The 17,618-nt window shown below is 47.0% G+C and carries 17 protein-coding genes; 11 read left to right on the top strand and 6 right to left on the bottom strand.

Annotated elements, in window-relative coordinates:
* Positions 1-43: 43 nt before the first annotated feature.
* A complete protein-coding gene (locus D9Y29_RS01495) occupies positions 44-619 on the bottom strand; it encodes a hypothetical protein (RefSeq protein ID WP_127124663.1) in 576 nt (191 codons plus the stop codon).
* 547 nt (positions 620-1,166) lie between these two features.
* Here D9Y29_RS01495 and D9Y29_RS01490 point away from each other — a divergent pair.
* Entirely contained in the window at positions 1,167-1,997 is an 831-nt protein-coding gene (locus D9Y29_RS01490) for a hypothetical protein (protein WP_127124662.1), read from the top strand.
* 262 nt (positions 1,998-2,259) lie between these two features.
* Here D9Y29_RS01490 and D9Y29_RS01485 read toward each other — a convergent pair whose 3' ends face one another.
* Both D9Y29_RS01485 and porW read right to left on the bottom strand, forming a co-directional pair.
* Positions 2,260-4,668, bottom strand: a complete 2,409-nt coding sequence (locus D9Y29_RS01485) for a transglycosylase domain-containing protein (RefSeq protein ID WP_127124661.1) — start codon at positions 4,666-4,668, stop codon at positions 2,260-2,262.
* A gap of 177 nt (positions 4,669-4,845) precedes the next feature.
* On the bottom strand, positions 4,846-7,959 hold the full coding sequence (porW, locus tag D9Y29_RS01480) for a type IX secretion system periplasmic lipoprotein PorW/SprE (RefSeq protein WP_127124660.1): 3,114 nt from the start codon (positions 7,957-7,959) through the stop codon (positions 4,846-4,848).
* Positions 7,960-8,098: 139 nt separating this feature from the next.
* Between porW and D9Y29_RS01475 the strand changes: the two genes are divergently transcribed.
* From D9Y29_RS01475 to D9Y29_RS01455, 5 genes are all read left to right on the top strand, one after another.
* Positions 8,099-8,494 carry a hypothetical protein gene (locus tag D9Y29_RS01475; protein ID WP_127124659.1) on the top strand — a complete coding sequence of 132 codons (396 nt, stop codon included), beginning with the start codon at positions 8,099-8,101 and terminating at the stop codon, positions 8,492-8,494.
* Positions 8,495-8,506: 12 nt separating this feature from the next.
* Positions 8,507-8,956 carry a bactofilin family protein gene (locus D9Y29_RS01470; protein ID WP_127124658.1) on the top strand — a complete coding sequence of 150 codons (450 nt, stop codon included), beginning with the start codon at positions 8,507-8,509 and terminating at the stop codon, positions 8,954-8,956.
* A gap of 123 nt (positions 8,957-9,079) precedes the next feature.
* Positions 9,080-9,487 (top strand): hypothetical protein, encoded by a 408-nt coding sequence (locus tag D9Y29_RS01465; RefSeq protein ID WP_127124657.1) that lies wholly within the window; start codon positions 9,080-9,082, stop codon positions 9,485-9,487.
* Complete coding sequence (locus D9Y29_RS01460) at positions 9,480-10,109, top strand: SprT-like domain-containing protein (protein WP_127124656.1); 630 nt, start codon at positions 9,480-9,482, stop codon at positions 10,107-10,109. Before D9Y29_RS01465 ends, D9Y29_RS01460 begins: the two co-directional genes overlap by 8 nt.
* Before the next feature lie 32 nt (positions 10,110-10,141).
* Positions 10,142-10,642, top strand: coding sequence for a hypothetical protein (locus tag D9Y29_RS01455; RefSeq protein ID WP_127124655.1), 501 nt, complete (start codon positions 10,142-10,144; stop codon positions 10,640-10,642).
* Between the two features lie 83 nt (positions 10,643-10,725).
* Here D9Y29_RS01455 and D9Y29_RS01450 read toward each other — a convergent pair whose 3' ends face one another.
* From D9Y29_RS01450 to sucC, 3 genes are all read right to left on the bottom strand, one after another.
* The gene (locus D9Y29_RS01450) at positions 10,726-11,112 is read right to left on the bottom strand and encodes a hypothetical protein (RefSeq protein WP_127124654.1); all 387 of its coding nucleotides are present in this window, start codon (positions 11,110-11,112) and stop codon (positions 10,726-10,728) included.
* Between the two features lie 16 nt (positions 11,113-11,128).
* Positions 11,129-11,497 (bottom strand): hypothetical protein, encoded by a 369-nt coding sequence (locus tag D9Y29_RS01445; protein ID WP_127124653.1) that lies wholly within the window; start codon positions 11,495-11,497, stop codon positions 11,129-11,131.
* Between the two features lie 78 nt (positions 11,498-11,575).
* Positions 11,576-12,787, bottom strand: a complete 1,212-nt coding sequence (sucC, locus tag D9Y29_RS01440) for an ADP-forming succinate--CoA ligase subunit beta (RefSeq protein WP_127124652.1) — start codon at positions 12,785-12,787, stop codon at positions 11,576-11,578.
* 76 nt (positions 12,788-12,863) lie between these two features.
* Here sucC and D9Y29_RS01435 point away from each other — a divergent pair, with 76 nt between their 5' ends.
* The 5 genes from D9Y29_RS01435 (at position 12,864) to D9Y29_RS01415 (ending at position 17,613) form a co-directional block, all read left to right on the top strand.
* Positions 12,864-13,685, top strand: coding sequence for a purine-nucleoside phosphorylase (locus tag D9Y29_RS01435; RefSeq protein WP_127124651.1), 822 nt, complete (start codon positions 12,864-12,866; stop codon positions 13,683-13,685).
* Positions 13,686-13,911: 226 nt separating this feature from the next.
* Entirely contained in the window at positions 13,912-15,927 is a 2,016-nt protein-coding gene (locus D9Y29_RS01430) for a putative porin (RefSeq protein WP_241237822.1), read from the top strand.
* Between the two features lie 73 nt (positions 15,928-16,000).
* Positions 16,001-16,387, top strand: a complete 387-nt coding sequence (locus D9Y29_RS01425) for an HYC_CC_PP family protein (protein ID WP_127124649.1) — start codon at positions 16,001-16,003, stop codon at positions 16,385-16,387.
* Positions 16,388-16,457: 70 nt separating this feature from the next.
* Positions 16,458-16,895, top strand: coding sequence for a heavy-metal-associated domain-containing protein (locus D9Y29_RS01420; RefSeq protein WP_206513682.1), 438 nt, complete (start codon positions 16,458-16,460; stop codon positions 16,893-16,895).
* Positions 16,896-17,067: 172 nt separating this feature from the next.
* Positions 17,068-17,613: a heavy-metal-associated domain-containing protein gene (locus tag D9Y29_RS01415; protein WP_127124648.1), complete on the top strand. Its 546-nt coding sequence runs from the start codon at positions 17,068-17,070 to the stop codon at positions 17,611-17,613.
* Positions 17,614-17,618 lie beyond the last annotated feature (5 nt).

Genomic DNA, 17,618 nt, shown 5'->3' with positions numbered 1-17,618 from the left:
TGATGTTTGAGGATTTTGTGGTCCAGTGAGATAACCGGGTAAGCTATTGTGCTACCCAGACTTCGAACTGGATATAGTCATAGAAGGTGTTGATGTTCTGGATTTGTATCAGACCGGTAATTTTCCCGTCTGGCGTCCGATAGGCATAAGTTTCGCCTTCCTGAACAGGTGTGATACTTTTATTTTCGTTGATTCCTTTTTTCCAGATGTCCAGGATCAGGTTTACAGGAAATCCATCTTTGTACTGATCGCGGTATTGCTGCATCTGGTCTGCAGTGATATTGGTTTTTCTGAAAGATACCGGAAGGCGGATGTTCCAGTTTTTTTGTCCAAGTTCCACAGGATAGTTATCAGGACTATACAGTCCATAAGTGTCGTTTTGGTGATAGTAGGCGAAAACGACGCTTGCATCATAATCGGGATTGTTGCTGATGCCTTTTGTAGTAGATCCGTCCATGGCTTTTATCGAATACCAGTTGGTGTTGTTTTCTCCATCTGCTTGCTTGTATTCCAGGTATCCTCCTGAGCTTTTGACTGTTGTTGGAACAAATCCATCTTTGTCCTTTTTGCAGGAGGAGAGCGCCATCAGCACGATGGCAAATGATAATATCTTTTTCATTTTTCTTTTTTTAATGTTCGATGAGAATGGTTGTGGTTTCAGGAGCAAAGATGGAGAGAGAAAGTGTGGGAGGGAAGGGGGATTTAACGGATGGGGGAGTATAGTTAATGGATGTTCAGTTGGAAACACTGAAGATCACTACATGAAAGTATGTAGCGCTAATCTTTTGATTGCCGGTTAATCAAAACTAAAGGTTATTTTGCCGCTCAATAAAACCTAAACCTTTATTCAAATGAAGTACAGAATAGCATTTATTGGTAGTTTACTTGTTTCAGCAATTGCAAGTGCTCAAAACTCTGACCCATGGCCAACTACAGGGAATGTGGGGATTGGTACCACTACGCCGGAGGCAACTTTGCATCTCAAAAATAGTACGGGTACGCCATCATTAAAATTTTCCAACAGTACCTACACTTCAACATTGTATCAGAGCTCTTATCATACAGTCCTGGATGCGTCGGCCGTCCTGAGAATGAGTTTTGGTGGGGTGGGGCAACGCAGCGAAATGTTATTTAGTGGAAACAATGGGAAATTTCAAGTTTCTAGTGTGTATGGAGCATTTGTGAACGGCTTTAGTGGATTCAAGGTGGGACATGCTGAAAAATATGGTTTTTATACCAATGGAACTTCAACAGCCTATTATGCGATAGGCGCCGCCTGGGTAGATAACAATAATTCCGGGGTCAGATTCTTTTCGAAAAATGAAGGTACTGAATTAGAAACAATGCGATTAACCAATACCGGTAGACTGGGTGTTGGAACCACTGCTCCTTCCTCAACGTTACATGTAAATGGTACTGTTCGATTTGCTGGTTTGACTGCAGATGATACTAAAGAAGCCATCCTGGTTTCAGATGCCAACGGAAATGTTTATACCCGGGCAGCTTCTACACTCGGAGGGAACAGTACCAATGCCTGGAACCTGGACGGTTCTGCTGTAGGAGCCTTGAAGAAATTCGGCACCACAGATAATTTTGATCTCCCGCTGATCACCAACAATATTGAAGCTATGCGGATCACATCCACCGGGAATATTGGGATCGGTACCGCAACTCCCCAGGCAAAACTGGCAGTGAACGGAGATGTATTTGCGAAAAAAGTGAAAGTTACTGCTTCCGGCTGGCCTGCCTGGCCCGATTATGTGTTTGAAGAAACATACAAATTGCCGCCATTGGCCGAAGTAGAAGCCTTCATCAAAAAGCATAAGCACCTGCCTGAAGTACCGTCTGCTAAAGAAGTTGAAGCGGATGGCCTTGACCTGGGAAACAACCAGGCTGTTCTGCTAAAGAAGATCGAGGAGCTCACCTTGTATGTGATAGAGCAACAAAAACAGATCGAGGAATTGAAAATGGAGATCAGGAAAAAGAATAAAGAATAATACTTGTTTTCCATCGTCCGAAAGGTTTCTAAGAGTAAGGGAGAAGCTTGGATAGGAGATACAAAAGGGGCTGACTAAAAGCTACCCTCTTAGAATTTCGGGGAGCCCACTCGCTCGCCTCCCGGCGAGTGAGCTTTATTCAGTCGCCTCTGGCGACGCAGTGTTCGCCGGAGGCGAACAAATACAAGTCACTGGCCAGAGGCGAGCGACTGCCAGCTCTCTAACCTTTTTAGTCAGCCCCTCACTTATCTAACGTTATCGCTTATTCGTTTTTCTTTCCTCCAAAAATCCTCTTGAACAACCCCGGTTTCTTCTTTTCTTCTTTCGGAGGTGTTTTGGTTGAGTCTTTCTTACCAGTAGGCACCTGGTTCTTAGCATTCAGCGCTTCCTGCAGCACTTTCTGCTCTTCCATTGCCTGTTTGGATTCTGTAGGGATATTCTGCGTATCAGGAATACCTAAGAAGTCATTGGCACCGCCATTGCCTACATTCTCACCTTCGGCGCCGGGAGGAGGTGTCTGATCAATGAAATTATAATAATCGTAGAAAGATTCGGTTTTCATGTTCTCAGGCTGAACGAATTTTGCCGTTTTATCCAGACCCAGTGTCTTATCGGCAAATGCTTTCTTGAAGAAATATTCCCAGATTGGACGGGCGGCTTGTCCACCTTCACCGAGGCCACTTTCCAGCTTGATGAAACGGTCATCGCAACCGATCCAAACGCCAGCCAGCAGTTGAGGCGTGAAGCCCATGAACCAGGCGTCGGAATTGTCATTGGTGGTACCTGTTTTACCGCCCATTTCGGCTACGCCCAAACGTGAGCGAAGGCCGGCAGCAGTACCAATATCCACTACACCCTGCATCATGCGGGTCATGGTGTAAGAGGTGGCCTGGCTGATCACTTCTTTACGTTCTGTATCAAAGCGGGCCAGTACATGGCCGTTCTTGTCCTCGATGCGGGTGATATACACCGGTTTTGCCGAGAATCCCCCTGTTGGGAAAATGGAATAGCCCCACATCATTTCAAAGAGGGAGAGATCGCAGGAACCCAATGCAATGGAAGGATAAGGGTCAACTTTCGTTGGGATATTGATCTGTTTCAAAAACTCTGCAAAACGCTGCGGAGTGGTTTGTTTAATGATATAGGCCGCCACTTCGTTCACAGACCAGGTAAGACCGCTGGCCATGGTGCGGGTACCGGTTTTACCGCGGTTCTTCGCGGGTACATAGCCGTAACCGGGGAAGTATTGTTGTGTGGCTTCACATTCTGTTTCAGGTGTGAAACCGTATTCCTCCACCGCCAGGGCGTAGAGGTATGGTTTGATGGAAGAACCCACCTGGCGTTTTGTTTTCAGGTTGGCGTGGTCATATTTATAGTTCTTGAAATCGATTCCGCCTACCCAGGCTTTCACCTGTCCATTCTGCGGGTCGGTTACCATAAACGCGGTCTGCATCATTTCATGGTGGTACTTGATGGAATCCATCGGGGTCATCACAGTGTCTTTCTCACGTTTGGGGTTCCACGCAAACACTTTCATTGAAGTTTTGGTGTTGAAGATCTTTTTGATCTCGGCTTCACTTACTTTATCTGCTTTGAGCGACTGGTACCGGTCACTACTTTTCATAGCAGCTTCCAGCACTTTTTCCCTGCCTTTCCAAACGGCATCGGACTTGATATTGCGCTGGCGTTCCAACACGCGTTGCAGAACAGGCAGGTGTTTTGCCACAGCTTCTTCCGCATAAAGCTGCATGCGTGGATTGATGGTGGTGTATATTTTCAGGCCATCAGCATAGATATCATATGGTTCGCCGTCATCTTTCTTGTTTTCCTTGCACCATGCTTTGATGTCATTGCGTAGTATGTCGAGAAAATAAGGAGCGATACCATTGTTCTCGTTCATCTTCTTATAATTGAGCTTGATGGGCTCTTTCTTGAAATTGGCTGCCACAGGGGCACTGATGTATTCATTGCGCACCATCTGATCTATCACCGTATTCCTCCTGTCGAATGCTGCTTTGTAATTGGTGCGCGGATTGTAGGTAGCTGTAGCTTTCTGCATGCCGATCAGCACTGCTGCTTCGGGAACAGTGAGGCGGTCCGGCTCTTTGGAAAAGAAAGTGCGGGATGCGTTGCGGATCCCATAAACGTTATCGGAAAATGAAACGGTATTGAGATAGAGTGCCAGGATCTCCTGTTTGGTAAAATTGCGTTCCAGTTTGATGGCGATGATATTCTCTTTGATCTTCTGAATAACGCGGTAGAAAATATTGGGCGACCTTCTTTCGAACATGTTCAGGGCCAACTGCTGTGTGATGGTGCTGCCGCCACCGTCGCGGCCAAGTTTCAGAATGGCGCGGCTGAGGCTTCGTCCATCTATTCCAGAGTGGTCGTAAAAACGTTCGTCTTCTGTGGCAACCAGGGCATCGATCACATTCTTCGAGATATCACCGTATTTCACATAACTGCGGTTGCCGCGCTCCACATAATATTTCCCCATGGGTGTACCATCATCAGCAAATACCTCTGTGGCCAGGGTGATGCTGGGGTTTTCCAACTGGGCCAGGGAAGGCATTTTGCCAAATACACCGAAATTGATCAATACGAGGAGCAGAACAACTGCAAGGGCCCCGTAAATGAAAATGCGCCAAAAGATCCGTACAGCTCGGGTCATATAAAGAAAATTAACATTTTAAAACCGGATAAGGTCATCTAACCTTAGCAAAAATTGAACCCGAAAGATATATCAAACGAATTCAGGTGCAAAGGCGATCCTTGAAAATGAATAAAATATTGTTAATGCTACAAACCTGTCAGCAAATCAAGCGTAAGCTGACAGGTTTGCGGATGATTAAAAACGACCAGGGAATGATTCAGTCAGCCATTTCTTATAGGCATCAATGTTTTTAGTTTCTTTCAGCAACTCCATGTTCGGAGCAGTAATGATCATGAAGCTGTATTTCGCGGCAGGCAACCAGGGGATCTCATTGGGCGCCGCTTTGCGGGCTTTGTCCATATAATCGAGGGCTGCTGCTGCATTCTCGAAGCTGTTCATCACCACCAGTTTCACAGAATCATTGAGTACTTCATTGTTGATATTGATCGGCTTGTTGTAGAATTTCGTTTTGTTGAAGCGATTGAATGCATTGCGCGTTTCGGTCACGTACACGTGGTCCACTTTGGTCATCACAATCACAACAGAGTAGGGAAGATTGATGTCGAGCACATAGGCTTTTTTCCCTTTTTCCACTTCTGCATCGTAATTCACGTGCAGTGTATCCAGCGGATTGATATAGGGTTTCTCTTTTTGCACCAGGCCGGGAACATTGGTGGAAGGCGCTACACCAGGCGCTTTGATGGCAATGCTGTCTTTATGCTTCGCAGCATCTTTCTGTCCTGCAATTTTGGATGCGGCATGATCTTTATCGGGAATGATCTTCTGCTCTTCTTCTACTTTGGGTGGTTCAGGTTGCTTCGGCTGAACGGCCAGTTCATCGGATGGCAATGCAAGACTGTCGTCTTTCGGCCTTTCAATCTGCAGTTTGGTGAGGTAGTCTTCGATCTCTTTTCTTCTGCCCAGTACATCTATCAGGTTCTGTGCTTTTGCAGCCATGCCGGTGGAAGGGAACATGTTCACGATCTGTTGCAATACAATTTTGGCTGTATCGTCCTGGCGCTCATGGATGTGATAGATACTTTCGATATAGAGCAATTGCGGTGTCCAGTAATTGGTGCCATGAATGCTGTCGGCAGCTTTTTTCTCTTTCAGCGCTTCTGCAAAATTACCTTCGATGAAAAGATTGTAAATGCCTTCGTATTTGCGGGTAGCGGCTGCTTTTTCTGCATTCTCGGCAGGGTTTCCTTTCGGGTAGCTCACGATCTTTTCGAAATCGGTGCCTTCATATTTTTGTTTCAGTTCCTGTGCAACAGCATTGGCTTTTTGCTGCATGCCGAGTTTGGAATAACAATAATATAAATGGAAGAGAGCTTCCGGTTTTTTCACACTGTAAGGGAATTTTTGCAACCAGCCTTCCAATACATCAATAGCTGCGAGATAATCGGTGATGCCTTCTTCGAGCACGATACCCAACTTCAACTGTGCCTGCTCGATAGAGTCGTTGGATACAGCCATCTGGGTTTCGGTAAGCGGCACATTCTTTAAGAGTCCCTCATAAGTGAACTCACTTCCTTCTTCAGCAGCTTTTCCCAGGTCCTGGTTGGGGTTGAGAATAGCTGTTCGACTATCTGTAGGCGCTGGTGCATTGCCGGGAGACGCGGCGATAGCAGCTGCCCTTCTCCAGTTGTCAACATTCTTCCGGTTGCCCCATTTACTTTTGAAAGCTGTGAATCCTTTTCCTCTGAGTCCCTGGTTCCGGAAATACCATTCTCCCTTTGCATCTGCGCCGCTGGCGCCGGCAAAGAGATCGGGAGCAGGTTGATTGGAGTTATTGCTGTTCATGTTCACGGCAGGATTCACAAAAGCTTCACCTGCATCTTCTTCTTTCAATCCATGCTGTTTGCGGAGTTTCTTTGCGAGCTTCTTAATGATGGCTTCGCGCTCAGCTTCGGGTAAGGCTGCCAGTTGCTGGAGACTGTCTTGCCTGGCAATGATCGTTTCCTGCTCCACTAATGTGCCCAGGGAAGATTTCCTGTCGGAAAATGCTTCCGGGGAAAGCACCGGGTGATTGGGAACTGTAGCGCTGTCGTAATATGATTTCGATTCAGCATATTTCCTTTCTCCGTAAGCGATGTCACCGAGCTGGATCCATGCTTTCGAGATCTGGGAATTATCGCTTTCGGGGGATTTGTATTTGGTGGCCAGCAGCAGCAATTGTTTGGCTCCTTCCACATTATTCCTTTCCAGCTCGATCTGTGCGGCTGTGAAGTAGATGAGATCGCGATACCTCATGTATTTCTCGCGGCGGGCCATTTTGAGCAGTGCGTCGATATTCTCATTGATCACTTTATCGTCGCCTTTCTGCATGCGGATGCTGTTGAGGCGACCGTAAACTTCAAGAACGGGATTCAGTGTTCGGTTCACAGCCCGGCTGTAAAAATCGGCTGCATAAGAGAAGTTACCTGCTTTTTCATAGAGCTGTCCGATGAGAAATTCCCATCTGGCTCTTTCTTCTTTATTGGCGGCTTTGTCCAGCGCCAGTTCCAGGTGATTGGCGGCGCTGTCCCACATTTGCTGGTTATAAAAATAGAGTGCGCGCACTTCTTCCAGGTCTGGCTGAAGGCGGGCCGGGAAATTGGGGTCGCTTCTCAGCGTTTCTATGAGGCCGGCTGCTTCGGGCATTTCATCTTTTGCGATGGTAGTGCGGACCTGCCAGATAAAGCTTTCATTCCTGCTGGGTGGGCTGCTCCAAACACGTTTGGGCAGGCGTGTATCTTCTTTGGTGGAGATGGAGAAGGCATTGCCTCCTTCGGTGGCGTTACTGCCGATGGGAATATCATAACCATCTTTTTCCTTGGGAGCGAAAGCGTAGTTCACATATTGAAAAGTGAGATAGGCTGTATCGAATTCCTTTTTATAATACCATGCCTGGCCCATGATCATATATAAATTATCGATCCAGGCATTCCGGAGGTCGTGGATCAGGATTCCGGCATTGGCTTTGTAGAGAACGGAATCGATATCGCGGTCGGCGGAAATGGTTTCGAGGTCGTAATTATAAAAGGAGAGAAGTTTCGTGTAATCGTCGCGATGCGAAGCTTTGGCGCGGTCGAGGGCCTGGGTGAGCCTTTCACGGGCATTGAAATGCCAGTTGAACTTGGTTACGCCGTTCTGGGTGAACTTACGCCAGAGCGTCCATTTCTTCTCTTCCGTTTTTTCAGAAGGAAGCTTTTTGTCCTCATATTTCTGAGGTTTCTTGAGATTGAATGACCATGCCTGTGCTGCCAGTTCCTGTTGCCAGGCATAGCAGATAAACAATATCAGTGCGATCCGGGATAATACCTTCATGAGCAACGCAAGCTAAATCCTTTAAAACTGATTATGAATAGATTTATTATAAAGATATGCCTAATTTTTTTTGTTCACGGTGTAGCACCTGTTTCATTCTAAACTATTACCTTTAAAGCCAAGAGAATTACTGTAATATATGGCCAAATTCGATGCCAATTCCACCTTGAAACGCCTGCAGAACCGCTACCGGCTGGTTGTGATGAACGATGATACCTATGAGGAGGTGGTGACTTTCAAATTATCCAGATTGAGTGTTTATATTGTTCTCAGCACAATATTTGTGCTGCTGACCGGTTTAACAGTAGCGCTGATCGTATTCACGCCACTTCGGATGTATATTCCGGGTTATGGGGATGTGAATGCTACTCGCGAACTGAGGGAACTGAAGGTAAGGACTGACTCCCTGGAGAAAGCAATGCGGTACAAAGACCAGTACCTGGATAACGTCAAAGGCGTATTACAGGGGAATGTAACCATCAAGCTGGATACTACTGCACTTGAAATCCCTCATACAGAAACAATTGATGATTAAAACCCATATCGTATGTTCAATCAGAAATCCAAATCCGAAAATCCTGTAGAACAAAAAACTACCGCGCCTTCCGGCCAGGCCACAATCATTGCGGCCGGGACCACGCTGAAAGGTGATATTACCAGCTCCGGTGATATCAGGATCGATGGTAACCTCGAAGGCAATGTTCATTGTACTGCGAAGGTTGTGATCGGCTCCAATGGCAGTGTAACCGGTGATATCAGTGGCGCACAGGCCGATATCATGGGCAGGGTTACAGGTACCATCCGCGTAAAAGAGTTGTTGCAACTGAAAGGTGGTTCCCAGGTTCAGGGAAATCTTCATGCCAACAAATTACAGATCGAGCCCAGCGCTAATTTCAATGGTCAATGTCATATGACCGGAATGGAAAAGCCTGCAATGGCCGCTTCTTCCAATGGTCTGGCCGATAAAAAGACCGAGAAACTGGTAGCGCAGGCTTAATTTTTTACTCCCGATATCGATACTGCAGGTCAGTTCAGGGAATGTGGCAGGCTTGAGCCCTGCTGCCAGGTCATCATATTCCCTGTGCTGCTGTGAATACTTCTGTTCCTTACCTTTGCATCTATGCAACCACAATCGGCCGCAAGGGCTTTTTTGCCTTTAACGATCATCTTTGTTATAACCAGCACATTGCTTCTCGTTCTCCGTTCTCTCTGGGAGAGTTGGGGGATCAACCCTGATGTGATGATGGTGGGTAATATCATTCTCTTCCTGGCAACTGCCGGAAGCTTCAGTCTGTATAATAAAGCCATCCGCAATAACAATGTGCAGGTGTTTCTTCGTATGGTCTATGGCGGTATGTTCCTGAAGATGATGATCTGTTTGATAGCCGCATTCATTTACATCGTATCCGTAAAAAAAGGCGTGAGCAAAGGTGCTATCTTTGGATGTATGTTCCTCTACTTCGTGTATACGTTCGTGGAAGTGTCCATCCTGATGAAACTGAGCAAGCAACAAAAGAAGAATGTCTAAGAAAGAAGCTCCGCTGGAGTATCTGAGTCAATTCATTCCACCGGCATCGGTGCCCCGGGTGTTGGAATACCTGCAGCAATACAAGGTACATCTCACCATTACCCGTGAAAGGAAATCCATCCTGGGAGATTACCGCCATGCCACCCTCTACAAGACCCACCGTATCAGTGTGAACGGCAATCTCAACCCTTATTCATTTCTCATCACCCTCATTCACGAGCTTGCCCACCTGGTAACTTTTATCCAATACGGGAACCGCGTTCAGAGCCACGGCAAAGAATGGAAAGCCCTGTATGCAATGCTGCTGACGGATTTCATGGGCAAAGAACTTTTTCCGCCCGATGTGGAACAGTCCCTTCGCCGTTCCATGCACGATCTCCCCGCCAGCAGCTGCGCCGACGAAAACCTGATGCGTATCCTCAAGAACTACGATCCACGCCAGGACGGCATCGTGATGGTAGAACAATTGCAGGAAGGCCAGTTATTCGATATCGGCGAAGGCCGCATCTTCCGTAAAGGAAAAAAGCTGAGAAAACGCTATCAATGTGTGGAAGTAAGAACCGGAAAAGTTTATCTCTTCAGCCCAATCTATGAAGTGAAAGAATTGAGGAATGCAGGTTAACTGATCAGGGCCATCAACATCAAGTCTGATATATGAAGAAACAGTTGCTGTTAGGTCTTCTCTTATTATTGACAGCACCAGTGCTGGCGCAGATCCCCCGTAATGCAGGCGGGCAATTTGAATATGTGCATGCCATCACACTCGACAATTCTCCCGCGGCCGTCCTTCAGGAACGCGCCAAAAAATTCTTCAGCCGCCCCATGCTTGTACACTGGGATACCACCTATTTGGCAGAAGTGGACGGACGGTCCGCCAGCGCCGGCGATGGTTTTATCGAGATCGGCCTCACCACAGGCATGTTCGGTTCCCGCGCTAAAGTAGGATTGCAATATGTTATTTTACCACATGATAACGGTTACCAATATTCGATCAGGCAACTGACCGTTCGTAATGATAACGGTGAACTGTTTCCCCTGGAAGAGAAACCGCAGCGAATGAAACACAAACATTATGATCAACTGGTGAACCGCACCCACCGCTATCTCCAGCGCGTGATCGGTTATATGAAACGCGAAATGAACGGCTTCCAGTAATCCTGTCTTTGCGGACTCACGTTAATCGTGAGTGAACCACCTTCCCCTGTTACTGGGGTAGCCCCTTCAACTGGCTACGAATATTATTCATAAATAACGGTCCAGTTATTCTGATGTAGAAAATCAAGTGTGATCACATATTGTTTCAAGACCTCGTTCTTTATGCCGATGGAATCGCAATTGAAATATCCACCCCGGTGGAATTTTTCGGGGGAAATAATATAAACTTCGTAAGGAAGAGCATGCTCCCAGCAGTTGTCTACTTCTCTATCGTAATCCTCACCGGATTTGAACTCCGTGAAGCTAAGCGTGCATTTCCCTTCGCCATTTTTGTACACATCTGCCACCAGAACTGTGAAATCAGATTTATTTCTGAAGGTGATTTTGTGATGGCAGTTGGGCCCTTCTTTCTTGTAGCATTTCATAGCCAGGAGAGGAAGCAGGATGCAGATCAGTACTGTTTTTCTCATAAGCAGGGTTGATAGGTTACCGGTAGCGCAATTCATTTTCCGAAAGATGGTAATGTTTGAGGAGGGGATGTTTTTGAAGAATAGAATCACAATGAACCATATTGTGGTTGATAAACTGTGCAGGATCAGCCACGAATATTTCCAGCACTTTGGAATTGTCGTCTATCTCTTCATCGCAGACAGGTGAGCTGGTTCTGTATTCGCCCAGTGGAGCAATCTTCCAGCCATCCAGGTAGCAGCGGCTATTTTTCATGTATTTGTAAGCATAGATGACGGTGTCTGCAGATTCATTGATGAAGGTTACATCCGAAAACACACACAGATGATTGTCTTTGCAGGTGCCGGCCATCAGCGGTAGCAGGATTACAATCAGGAGTATTCTCATAGCAGCGTTTGAAAGTTGACCACAAAAAAACAGGCGCCGTTGCAGGCGCCTGTTTTTTTATACTGATATTGATCAGGATTAAGCTACAGCTTTGTTCACCAGTGCAGCTGCTTCGCTCAGGAGGATGGCAGACTGAACTTTCAGGCCGCTTTCTTCGATGAGTTTCTTGGCTTCTTCTGCATTGGTTCCCTGAAGACGTACAATGATGGGCACTTCGATATTGCCGATGGATTTGTATGCGTCGATCACGCCCTGTGCAACCCTGTCGCAACGCACGATACCACCAAAGATATTGATGAGGATCGCTTTTACCTTGGGGTCTTTCAGGATGATGCGGAAGCCGGCTTCTACTGTTGTAGCGTTGGCTGTACCGCCTACGTCCAGGAAGTTGGCAGGCTCACCGCCGCTGAGTTTGATCATGTCCATAGTGGCCATGGCCAGACCGGCGCCGTTCACCATACAACCTACATTACCGTCGAGCTTTACGAAGTTCAGGTTGTATTTACCTGCTTCCACTTCTGTGGGGTCTTCTTCGCTGATATCACGGAGGGCTTCCAGGTCAGGGTGACGCATCAGCGAGTTGTCGTCCAGGTTCATCTTACAGTCAACAGCGATGATCTTCTCGTCTGAGGTCTTAAACAGCGGGTTGATCTCGAGCATGCTGCAATCCAGTCCAACATATGCATTGTAAAGATTGGTCACAAATTTCACGCAGTTCTTGAAGGCTTCGCCTTTCAATCCCAGGTTGAACGCGATCTTACGCGCCTGGAAGGGAAGAAGTCCGCCACCGGGATGAACCCACTCTTTGAAGATCTTGTCCGGTGTGTTATGGGCTACTTCTTCAATATCCATACCACCTTCAGTGCTGTACATGATCACATTCTGTCCTCTTCCGCGATCGAGCAGGATAGAGAGATAGAATTCTTTTACGGGATTAGGTCCGGGATAATACACATCCTGCGCTACCAGCACTTTGTTAACAAGTTTACCGGCTGCTCCGGTCTGGATTGTTACCAGTGTGCCGCCAAGGATATTGCTGGCGATCTGTTTGATCTCCTCAGCGCTTTTTCCCACGGCTACACCGCGTTGTTCGCTGCCCTGGATCTTACCTTTTCCGCGGCCCCCGGCGTGGATCTGTGCTTTCACCACGGCGAAGTTATTGCCGAATTGTACTTTCAGATTTTTGTAGGCTTCTTCTGCTGCATCTGCCCTGTCTACCGGAATTCCTTCCTGAACAGGCACATTGTATTTTTTCAGTAATTCTTTCGCCTGGTACTCATGGAGATTCATGCGGGGAAATTTTTGGCGAAAATAGGAAAAACGAACAATAGTTGCGAGAGGAATAGTGAGCTATATTTGCGCATCTATGAGTAACATCATCCGGCAACTGGAAGAAACAACCGCATTTCTGCGTAATGTGTACCCTCACGTTCCTGCCATCGGAATCATACTGGGCAGCGGTTTGGGCAATTTTGCCACCCATATCCGGTCTGAACTGGATGTCCCCTACGGTGAGATCCCGAATTTTCCCGTTTCAACTGTGGAAGGCCACCAAGGGCGTCTCATTTTCGGAACCGTGGCCGGCAAAAGAGTAGTGGCTATGGCAGGCCGTTTCCATTTTTATGAAGGGTACTCCGCAGAACAGGTGGTATTCCCGGTACGATTGATGAAATTCCTTGGGGTGGAAACCCTGCTCGTTTCCAATGCGGCCGGCGGTGTGAACCCGGGGTTTGCGGTGGGCGACCTGATGGTGATCACTGACCATATCAGTTTTGCAGTGGTGAATCCCCTGATCGGTAAGAACGAAAGCCAGCTGGGGCCACGCTTCCCTGATATGAGCGAGCCATATGATAAAAGGCTCATTAAATCAATGAAAGAGATTGCTGCCACAAGCGACATTAAACTGCAACAGGGGGTTTATTTCGGTGTAACAGGCCCAACTTTCGAAACCCGCGCTGAATACCTCCTCATCCACCGTCTCGGCGGCGATGCAGTTGGCATGAGCACCGTGCAGGAAGTAATTACGGCTAACCATATGGGTATGAAAGTGGCTGCCGTGAGCATCATTACAGACCTGGGTATTAGAGAAGAAGATAATGTGATCACCCATGAAGAAGTTTTGCAGGCCGCTGCCGAAGCAGAGCCGAAGCTGACAACGCTCTTTACAAAGCTGATTGAAAAGTTGTAGCGTGCCGGCAGTCGCTCGCGTCCCCGCGAGTGACTTCTATGTGTTCGCCGGAGGCGAACACAGCGTCGCCAGAGGCGACTAAACAAAACTCACTCGCCAGAGGCGAGCGAGTGGCCACAGCGAGATAAAGCGCAAACTTTCTGTTAATTGGCAAAAGATGAGAGCGAAGGTTCAATACCAACAAATTTTAATCACTAATTTTCCGGCCGGTAATCCGGCAATCATTTTGACAAAGAGATATTTATTCATAGCAGCCATTTTCTTGCTGACAGGTATCATGAATAATGCCACTGCGCAGGACCCGTTCCGCAGGCTGCAGGGTATGCGCGGCATTGGCGGCGGCGGCGGAACTGCAGATTCTCTCGCACACCGAACAGGTTTGGAAGATTCCATCACCATCCGTTTCCGTTACCTCGATTCCAGCAGGCTGCGCAGTTTCGATTCATCACTCACCGATTTTGGCGCCAGGTTTCCACAGCCCTGGAACTATATCAACCTCGGCAACCTTGGAACGCCTGCCAGGAACCTCATCTATTCTCCCATCATGAAACCCGGCCTGGATCCCGGTTTCCATAACCTCGATCTCTATCTCTGGAATGTGGATGAAACAAAATTCTATACCACCACCAGGCCCTTTTCTGAAGTAGCCTATGTTCTCGGCAGCAGGGCAGAGCAATATATCAATCTTACTCATACTCAGAACCTGCGCCCCAACTGGAATGCAGGCTTTCAATACAGGCTCATCAATTCACCCGGCACCTTCCAGAACCAGAGCACCAACCACAACAATTACAGGTTCCATAGCTGGTACCAGAGCAAGAACAAGCGTTACCAGAATTTCGTAGTGGTGGTAGGTAATAAATTGCAGGCAGGGGAGAACGGTGGTATCAATACGAAGATGCTCGATACCGCCACCTACAACGAAAGATCTTCCATTCCCACTTTCCTGGGAGTAGACCAGCCGGGCAGCAGGAACTTCTTTACTTCGTCTATACAAACAGGTTCTTTTTATACTACCGGCGCCTACATGATGCGGCAGCAGTATGATCTCGGGCAAAAAGATTCCATCGTTACTGACTCCAACGTTATACAATTGTTCTATCCCAGGCTGCGCCTGGAACATAACATCAGCTACAATACTTACAAATACCGCTTCAGGGATGCTGATGGCGACAGTGCTTTTTACAAGAGCAACTACGATATCAATATCGGAGGCAGCAGGGGCCCTTTCTTTGCACAGGATTTCTGGAAAGTGCTCAGCAATGATTTCTCCATCTACCAGTTCCCCGATGCAAAGAACCCGCAGCAATTCATCAAGGTAGGTGCCACTTATCAAAACCTTGAATTCAGCTCGCAGTACCGGGACTTTCCAAAAGCAAGGATCAAAGACAATAATATCTTCCTGCATGGAGAATACCGTAACAAAACAAAAAATCAGAAATGGGATATCGAAGCTTTCGGTAATTTCTATGTGAATGGAATGAACTCCGGCGACTACACTGCTTACCTGAGCCTGCAACGTCTGCTCAGTAAAAAGATCGGTTACCTGCAGGTCGGATTCCAGAATACCAACCGCACACCTTCTTTTGTTTTCGATCCCTACAGCGGATTCTGGTTCGATCCGGCTCAGACACTCAGCAAGGAAAATATCACCAATATATTCGCCAACATAGATGTGCCCGGTTTCAAAATGAAATTGAGCGGAAACTATTACCTGATCTCCAACCTTGCCTATTTCAGGAATATGCATGTGGCAGATCAGGAAAGCAATCCCTTCAATATTTTGCAGGTAACGGCACAGAAACAATTCAGTTTGGGTAAACGATGGAACTGGAGGACCTGGGCGGTATTCCAGCAGCGCGCAGGCGATGGTCCTGTTAACATGCCACTCTTCACCACCCGCAACCAGATCGGATACGATGGTAATCTCGGTTTCAAGAATCTCGAAATGAGCGTTGGCCTCGAAGTCCGTTATTTCACTCCGTATTATGCAGACAGGTATTCTCCCATCAAAGGGCAATATACATTCCAGGATAGTGCAAAAGTGAAACTCGAAATGCCGGACATTGGCGCTTACCTGCATTTCCGGATCAAGACTTTCACCGCTTATGTGCGCGTGGAAAACCTCAATGCACTCGATCCTTCCACCGGAAGTTTTACCAATAACAATATTCCAACACTCAATTATCCATATCCCGGCATGCAGTTCAGGGTGGGGATCTTCTGGACATTCGTGAATTAAACAAGCTGTTAAAAATCAGCCATTTGAATTTGAGACTTTCAGAATAGGAAAATACCCCCTATTTTTGTTTGGAATGAAAAAGGCATTCGTAGCCATATTAGCCATTCTGTACATTACGCTCACCTCCGGTGTGATCGTGAACGTGCATTACTGCATGGGGCATATCGCCAGTGTGGAATACGGCTTTGATGATCACGATGTCTGTGGCAAATGCGGCATGACAGGTGAAAAAGAAGGTTGTTGTCATACCGAATACAACCTGGTGAAAGTGGACGATGAGCACCAGGCCATCCCCGCAGATCTTCCTTCATTCCAAATGCCGGTGAGCATCATCCCGGATGAGATCGTCTGGATCGATCCCGCTCCTGCAAAAACTGTTACCGCTGCATTTACTTACGACGATCCGCCGGATCGATATTCCAATTCGCTTTATCTCCATCATTGTGTTTTCCTGATCTGATACAGGTTGTAGTCTGACATATCTATTCTTTGTTTGAAAACAACTTTTATCATTTTCTATTTTATTTTTTATGAAAGCACAATCTATCTTTCTGTCAGTTTTTATTTTATTCGCAGCATTTACCGTTAACGCGCAATCCGCTTTGAAAAAAGATACCATCAAAGTTTGGGGTAATTGCGGCATGTGCAAAAAAGTGATCGAAAAATCAGCTATCACTGCCGGCGCAAAGACCGCCGACTGGAATACCGATTCCAAAGTGCTCACCGTAACATACAATGCAAAATCCACCAATGGCAAAAAGATCCAGCAATCCATTGCCGCTTCAGGATACGATACACAGGATCTTACTGCCAGCAATGAAGCTTATGATAAACTTCATGGCTGCTGCAAATACGATCGCAAAGAAACCACTAACGTAAAGGAAGAAGCGAAAAGCTGCTGCGAAGGAAGTGATAAGGCTTGTTGCAAGGACGGCGACAAAAAACCGCATCCCGCTCACAAGCACTGATACATGTAGCCGGGGACCAGTCGCTCGCCTCTGGCGAGTGACGGCTATTTGCTCGCCTCTGGCGAGCACTGTGTCGCCGGAGGCGACAAAATATTAGTCACTCGCCGGAGGCGAGCGACTGGTCCCCGAGTTGTAACCCAACCATTCTTATCATCTTACTAAAACAGCATTTATGAAAAAGATATTATTCCTGGCAGTGGCCACACTGCTCAGTTTTGCCGGTATCGCTCAATTTAAGAGCGCTTCCCTTCAGGCAGCAGGACTTACCTGTGCCATGTGTACCAAAGCCATCAATACTTCACTGGAACAACTTCCCTTTGTGAAAGATGTGGATGTAGACATCAAAACATCCAGCTTCATCATCAATTTCAAAGAAGGAAGCAATGCCGATTTCGATCAACTGAAAAATGCCGTGGAAGACGCTGGCTTCTCTGTAGCCAAACTTTCCGTTACCGGCAACTTCAGCAATGTAAAAGTGGAAAACGATACGCATGTTCAGATCAGCGGAAAGAACTATCATTTCCTCAATATCAAACCCCAGACCCTGGATGGTACGCAAACCATTGTGCTGGCCGACAAGGATTTTATGAACTCCAAAGATTTCAAAAAGATCAGCGCTGCCACAAAAATGAGTTGTGTTCAAACCGGGAAGGCTGCTGCCTGCTGCACCAAAGACGGCATCAGCGCCAATAGCCGGATCTATCATGTAACCATCTAAGACTA

Origin of the sequence: Pseudoflavitalea rhizosphaerae, assembly GCF_003991355.1 — a bacterium.
Classification (GTDB): domain Bacteria; phylum Bacteroidota; class Bacteroidia; order Chitinophagales; family Chitinophagaceae; genus Pseudobacter; species Pseudobacter rhizosphaerae.
This window is presented reverse-complemented; position numbering and strand designations above follow the sequence as displayed.

Coding starts and splice junctions, on each gene's coding strand:
- D9Y29_RS01475 (WP_127124659.1), top strand. CDS start 8,099: ATGGCCAAATTCGATGCCAATTCCACCTTGAAACGCCTGCAGAACCGC.
- D9Y29_RS01435 (WP_127124651.1), top strand. CDS start 12,864: ATGAGTAACATCATCCGGCAACTGGAAGAAACAACCGCATTTCTGCGT.
- sucC (WP_127124652.1), bottom strand. CDS start 12,787: ATGAATCTCCATGAGTACCAGGCGAAAGAATTACTGAAAAAATACAAT.
- D9Y29_RS01445 (WP_127124653.1), bottom strand. CDS start 11,497: ATGAGAATACTCCTGATTGTAATCCTGCTACCGCTGATGGCCGGCACC.
- D9Y29_RS01460 (WP_127124656.1), top strand. CDS start 9,480: ATGTCTAAGAAAGAAGCTCCGCTGGAGTATCTGAGTCAATTCATTCCA.
- D9Y29_RS01415 (WP_127124648.1), top strand. CDS start 17,068: ATGAAAAAGATATTATTCCTGGCAGTGGCCACACTGCTCAGTTTTGCC.
- D9Y29_RS01420 (WP_206513682.1), top strand. CDS start 16,458: ATGAAAGCACAATCTATCTTTCTGTCAGTTTTTATTTTATTCGCAGCA.
- porW (WP_127124660.1), bottom strand. CDS start 7,959: ATGAAGGTATTATCCCGGATCGCACTGATATTGTTTATCTGCTATGCC.
- D9Y29_RS01450 (WP_127124654.1), bottom strand. CDS start 11,112: ATGAGAAAAACAGTACTGATCTGCATCCTGCTTCCTCTCCTGGCTATG.
- D9Y29_RS01495 (WP_127124663.1), bottom strand. CDS start 619: ATGAAAAAGATATTATCATTTGCCATCGTGCTGATGGCGCTCTCCTCC.
- D9Y29_RS01425 (WP_127124649.1), top strand. CDS start 16,001: ATGAAAAAGGCATTCGTAGCCATATTAGCCATTCTGTACATTACGCTC.
- D9Y29_RS01465 (WP_127124657.1), top strand. CDS start 9,080: ATGCAACCACAATCGGCCGCAAGGGCTTTTTTGCCTTTAACGATCATC.
- D9Y29_RS01485 (WP_127124661.1), bottom strand. CDS start 4,668: ATGACCCGAGCTGTACGGATCTTTTGGCGCATTTTCATTTACGGGGCC.
- D9Y29_RS01470 (WP_127124658.1), top strand. CDS start 8,507: ATGTTCAATCAGAAATCCAAATCCGAAAATCCTGTAGAACAAAAAACT.
- D9Y29_RS01455 (WP_127124655.1), top strand. CDS start 10,142: ATGAAGAAACAGTTGCTGTTAGGTCTTCTCTTATTATTGACAGCACCA.